The 4,049-nt window shown below is 62.1% G+C and carries 4 protein-coding genes, 1 tRNA gene and 1 pseudogene; 4 read left to right on the top strand and 2 right to left on the bottom strand.

Going from position 1 to position 4,049, the window contains the following annotated elements; translation table 11 throughout:
* Nucleotides 1-345: 345 nt before the first annotated feature.
* The 4 genes and pseudogenes from U1763_RS21060 (at nt 346) to U1763_RS21045 (ending at nt 3,555) form a co-directional block, all read left to right on the top strand.
* Entirely contained in the window at nt 346-2,076 is a 1,731-nt protein-coding gene (locus U1763_RS21060; protein ID WP_332756861.1) for a hypothetical protein, read from the top strand.
* A 96-nt stretch (nt 2,077-2,172) separates the two neighbouring features.
* Nucleotides 2,173-2,325, top strand: coding sequence for a hypothetical protein (locus U1763_RS21055; RefSeq protein ID WP_332756860.1), 153 nt, complete (start codon nt 2,173-2,175; stop codon nt 2,323-2,325).
* Nucleotides 2,322-2,685 (top strand): annotated as a pseudogene (locus U1763_RS21220) (recombinase family protein); the annotation flags it as partial. The gene U1763_RS21055 and the pseudogene U1763_RS21220, both read left to right, overlap by 4 nt.
* Entirely contained in the window at nt 2,662-3,555 is an 894-nt protein-coding gene (locus U1763_RS21045; protein ID WP_443026957.1) for a recombinase family protein, read from the top strand. The pseudogene U1763_RS21220 and the gene U1763_RS21045, both read left to right, overlap by 24 nt.
* On the opposite strand, the gene U1763_RS21040 is transcribed toward U1763_RS21045, so the two are convergent.
* Together U1763_RS21040 and U1763_RS21035 are read right to left on the bottom strand one after the other, a co-directional pair.
* Nucleotides 3,507-3,926, bottom strand: coding sequence for a hypothetical protein (locus tag U1763_RS21040; RefSeq protein ID WP_332756857.1), 420 nt, complete (start codon nt 3,924-3,926; stop codon nt 3,507-3,509). The two genes, U1763_RS21045 and U1763_RS21040, sit on opposite strands and share 49 nt — an antisense overlap.
* A gap of 7 nt (nt 3,927-3,933) precedes the next feature.
* Nucleotides 3,934-4,010 (bottom strand) — tRNA-Met (locus U1763_RS21035).
* Nucleotides 4,011-4,049: the final 39 nt, after the last annotated feature.

Here is a 4,049-nt window from a genome sequence, read left to right as displayed (position 1 = left end):
TTCGTGGAACCCCGATGCTCTGCCTGCTTCCCGTAGCGCTCAACCGATGCGCTACACCCGCGATGTCAATTCAACCGCGCCCCGCACGACCCTCCCGCGCAGCGGGTTCGTGCTTCCACCAAAAACGGCCTTTCCGCTTCCAAGTTTCGAGCGCTCGCACCGCCGCTGTATCGCACGCGCGTTTCACGTGCGTGGGTCCCTCGATCCTTTTGCACTGGATGCTTCGTTGGAGCTGCGAGACTCTGGTTCGACGATGTTAAGGCGTGCTGATCAATGGTGGGCAGGCGCATTTAATCAATCGTCAGCATATGCCGAGTCAGGCTCCGTGGACGAACGGAGACAATGATGGGTACGATTGGCAACAACAACGCTGGCGTGAAGGAGCCGACGACGTCGGCGAAGCTGATGAAGACGGCGGCAAGCATCGCCTACGCCTACTTGTGCAACGCTTTCGAAGATGCTCAGGATGACCCGTCCGTTGACTATCGTCTGACGGGCCGAATTGCCGCCGGCATTGCGCGCCAGATCGACGACGGCGCTGTACATGCGGCGAGCACGCTGGATGGCGCGCGGATGGTGCTGGCATCGTGGCGCATGACGATCAAGGAAATACGCGACGATCCGGAGCAGCCAGTCACTGGGCAAAGCGCCTATCTCGCTCATACGATAGCTACCGCACTAGGTGTACCGCACCTGCTACGCGGTACGACCTACAATTCGCGTAATTACGATGTTCGCAACTGCGTGGCGTCGGCGGCACTGCGGCAGGCGATGTTCGACGGCGATACGTGGCTCGACCGGGAACTGGCCGGTGTGGCAGGCCTGCCAGACAGCGGTTCTGCGAACCAGCGCGCACTTGCTGCGCGCATGGCTGATGTGGCAGCCGGTCGCATCATCGCGCCCTCGTCTTGCTCGGATGGCGAGTGGTGGCGGCGCGCTGATGCAGCAGAGCGCGATGCATCGACGCGCATCTTCCCACAGAAGAACTTCGAACGGGTGTTCGAGCCGTTGCTGTTGGAAGAGTTGACGTCCACCGGCGTAGCTCAGCTGGACCGACTAAGCTCAATGAAGACGTCAAACAGCCGCGCGAACAGCTGGGAAGAGCAGGCTGTAAATCTGACGAGCCAGTACATCTGCGACACGGTGAGCCAGCGTGGCTGGCGCATGCAGCTTGAAGGCCTCGCAGGCGCGGCAGGCCGCCACTTCGATGCCATGGCGGCTGGAGAGGAACACGCAGCGACGGTCGTCGACAGCGCGCGCATGATTCTCATCGACTGGGCGGTTGGATGCGACCGCACTGCATCAGCCGGAGATGTCCGAGTCCTCATGGTAACCCAGGAGCGCGCGTTGCACGCGCTGGGAGACGTCGGTCTCGCGCACCTGAGCGCCCGCAACGAGCCACAGCTGCGCCCGCAGGCGCTGCACGATCAGGTGCGCGATGCGGCGCGGCGCGCTGTATCGGCAAATCGTGGCACCAAACTCGACCTTGATCTGCACCGCTTCAACGACTCGTTGGCCGACGGCCAAATCGCTGCAAGCAGCCGTCTTGCCGTACAGCGCGCAGCGGACCGTGGCTTCGCGCACCCGCAAGGCGGTACTGCGACAGATGCGGTGAGGTGGTTGGAGCGCCAGGCCCGCGAAGACTTGATCAGCGCCGCGCTCGAACAGGCCGTGTCGGCACTGCAGCAATACCGAACCCATTATACTCGACCGGCGCCGCCAATAATCTATCTTGGTGCTCGCGGCCGCGCCGGTTTCGAGCCGAAGGAACTTGCCGCGTTCGAGCCACAGGTCGCGCATCCGGGCGAGCGAGTGCGGTTCCGCCCGTCCCAGATCGACGCCGACGGTGCGATGACCATAGCGGAAACGCTCGCGCTCCGCGGATCGGGAGGCCGCCTTATCGCGCGGTACCGGGTGGACGGTGATGACCGTGATTACGGCGATGAGGATTTGATCCGCCTCGGTCGTCGGCATGCTGATGGCCGCGCCTTGTTCGACCGTGCAACGTGGACCCCACCAAAGACGAAGTTGAGCCTGATGGCGATGCGAGCCATGAACGGCGGCATGGGCATGTGACGCTATCGGACCGACGGCCGATTTCGGCTGCTGGTCCTGCGTTTTCGGCCACGACTCGCGTGGGTTGATCGATGCTTTTTTCGTTTGGGCTGTTGGATGGAACACCATCCCCGCCCTACTCCGCCGCTCCTCCCTGCCGAACCTGCCCGCCAGAAGGCGGCACTGGCGCTGGCACGGCTGCTTGCGCGCGACCTCGCCCGGACTCATCTTGGCGAGCACAGCCGCACCGATACGGAGATGAAGAAATGAGAGTTGCGCTCTACGCCCGTTATTCGACCGACATGCAAAAGCCAGAGACCATCGCGGTGCAGAACGGCAACATGCGGGCGTATCTTGCCAAGGCCGGCTGGCAGGAGATCGGTGCGTGGGCCGACGAGGCCATCTCTGGCGCAACGTTGAACCGTCCAGGCATTCAGGCTGCTGGCCGCCTGCGAACGGCGTGAAGCCGATGTCGTGCTGGCGGACGAACTCGACCGCTTATCGCGTGGACAATCACATACCGCCAAGGTTTACGAGCGGTTGCAGTTCCTCGGTATCCGCCTGGTGACGGTAGCGGAAGGGGAGATCACGCGGCTGCACGTCGGCATGAAAGGGACGATGAACGCCGAGCAGATCTCGGCGACGTCGCGCAAGACCCGCGACGCGCTTGCCGATAGGCACATGAAAGGTCTCAATGCCGGTGGGCGAGCATATGGCTACGTACTGGATTTTCAGCTCGATGCACGCGGCGATCGCATCCCGGGGCACCTTAAGGTCAATGCGTCCGAGGCAGCGCACATCGTGTCGATCTTCGAACAATATGCCATGGGCCGCTCTGCCAAGGCCATCGCAGCCGACCTCTATCGTCGCGGCGTACCCGGCCCACGGGGCGGCAAATGGTCTGCCTCCACGATCAACGGCAACAAGAAACGAGGCACCGGCGTCCTCAACAACCAAGCTTATGTCGGTTGCCCCGAGCATCAGCGTCAGACCTTCCGTAAGGATCCGGAAACCGGCAAGCGACACGCCTTCGCGACGGCCGAGGGAGTGAAGAAGACTGCCGAAGCCCCGCATCTGCGGATCGTGAGCGACGAGCTATGGGGACAGGTGAAGGCGCGCCAGGAGCAAACTGCATGTCCGCACGGCTCCGATGTGACGCCCATCTGGGCCAAGCAACGCCCGAAGTACCTGCTTACGGGTAAGGTTATGTGCGGAGTGTGCGGGTCGAACTATGGCAAGGTCGGCAAGCTCCGTTCGGGTTGTCACGCGAACACCAACTACGGCGACGCCGGCTGCACCAACAAGCTGACGATTCGCATCGGCGAACTCGAAGAGCAGGTGCTGGCAGCGCTGAAGGACGACATGTTGCAGTTTGACGTGGTCAAGCGTTCGTCAAGGAATATGTCGCCGAGAGCAACCGGCTCGCCCGCGTACGCGAGCGTGATCATGGTTCACACCGCCACGAACTTAAAGGCATCATCGCGGGCATCGACCGGCTGACCGCCGCCATCGTCAAGGGGGTCGATGCATCGCTGGTACGTGAGGAGCTGAACCGTTTGGGCCAACGCAAGGTAGCGCTGGAGGAAATTCTGGGCGCTAGTGCCGAACCGTCTGGACCCGTGATGTTCCATACGCGAGTCGCGCAGATCTACCGGCACAAGGTCGAGAATCTGTTGTCTGCCTACACCAACGAGGCCAGCCGCACGGAGGCGCAGGAAGTAATCCGCGGACTTATCGAACGCATCGTGCTGACACCGGTCGATGGGGCATTGCAGGTGAAAATGACCGGTGAGCTCGCAGCGATGCTTCTGATCAGCCAGCCGACCAGACAAAAGAAATCCTCGGGAGCGGATGCTTCCGAGGTTCGACAAGTCAAGATGGTTGCGGGGACAGGATTTGAACCTGTGACCTTCAGGTTATGAGCCTGACGAGCTACCGGGCTGCTCCACCCCGCGACGTTCGCTTTCGCGAAGGGGGTATGAGACATGGTGAAT

This window comes from Sphingomonas sorbitolis, assembly GCF_036663875.1.
In the GTDB taxonomy this organism is placed as follows: Bacteria; Pseudomonadota; Alphaproteobacteria; order Sphingomonadales; family Sphingomonadaceae; genus Sphingomonas.
This window is presented reverse-complemented; position numbering and strand designations above follow the sequence as displayed.

Excerpts from the sequence above, each read along its gene's own strand:
- U1763_RS21055 (WP_332756860.1), top strand. The coding sequence starts at position 2,173 with ATGGAACACCATCCCCGCCCTACTCCGCCGCTCCTCCCTGCCGAACCT.
- U1763_RS21060 (WP_332756861.1), top strand. The coding sequence starts at position 346 with ATGGGTACGATTGGCAACAACAACGCTGGCGTGAAGGAGCCGACGACG.
- U1763_RS21045 (WP_443026957.1), top strand. The coding sequence starts at position 2,662 with ATGAAAGGGACGATGAACGCCGAGCAGATCTCGGCGACGTCGCGCAAG.